Origin of the sequence: Cupriavidus sp. SIMBA_020, from assembly GCF_046535395.1 — a bacterium.
GTDB lineage: Bacteria > Pseudomonadota > Gammaproteobacteria > Burkholderiales > Burkholderiaceae > Cupriavidus > Cupriavidus campinensis.
The window spans coordinates 1-340 of record NZ_JAWRWU010000207.1 but is presented as its reverse complement, the minus strand read 5'-3'; the positions used below and the strand labels follow the sequence as shown (position 1 = coordinate 340).

The window sequence follows — 340 nt, the reverse complement described above, 5'->3', positions numbered from 1 at the left end:
GACAGTTGCCCGCCGCGGATGCAGCGCCCACGCAGACCGACACTGGCGCTGCCGGCGCAGAAGCACACGCGCCGGCTGATTTCCACCGCTTGAGCGTGCTGATCGCCGAAGACAATCTGCTCAACCGCTCGCTGCTGCGCGACCAGTTGCGCACGCTGGGCGCGAACGTGATCGAGGCGAAGGACGGCGAGGAAGCGCTCGCGAAACTCGAGACGGCGCACGTCGATCTCGTCATCACCGATCTCAACATGCCGAAGATGAATGGCTACGAGCTGCTGCAAACCGCGCGTGCGAAACAGCCGTCGTTGCCCGTCTACGCGGTGAGCGGCAATGCGCTGCC

The 340-nt window shown here is 65.3% G+C and carries 1 protein-coding gene; it reads left to right on the top strand.

Translation table 11 applies throughout. The annotated features are described in order from the left end of the window. Positions 1-95 precede the first annotated feature (95 nt). Positions 96-340: response regulator (locus SB751_RS28845; protein WP_410748889.1), on the top strand; the 245-nt coding region annotated here is incomplete at its 3' end.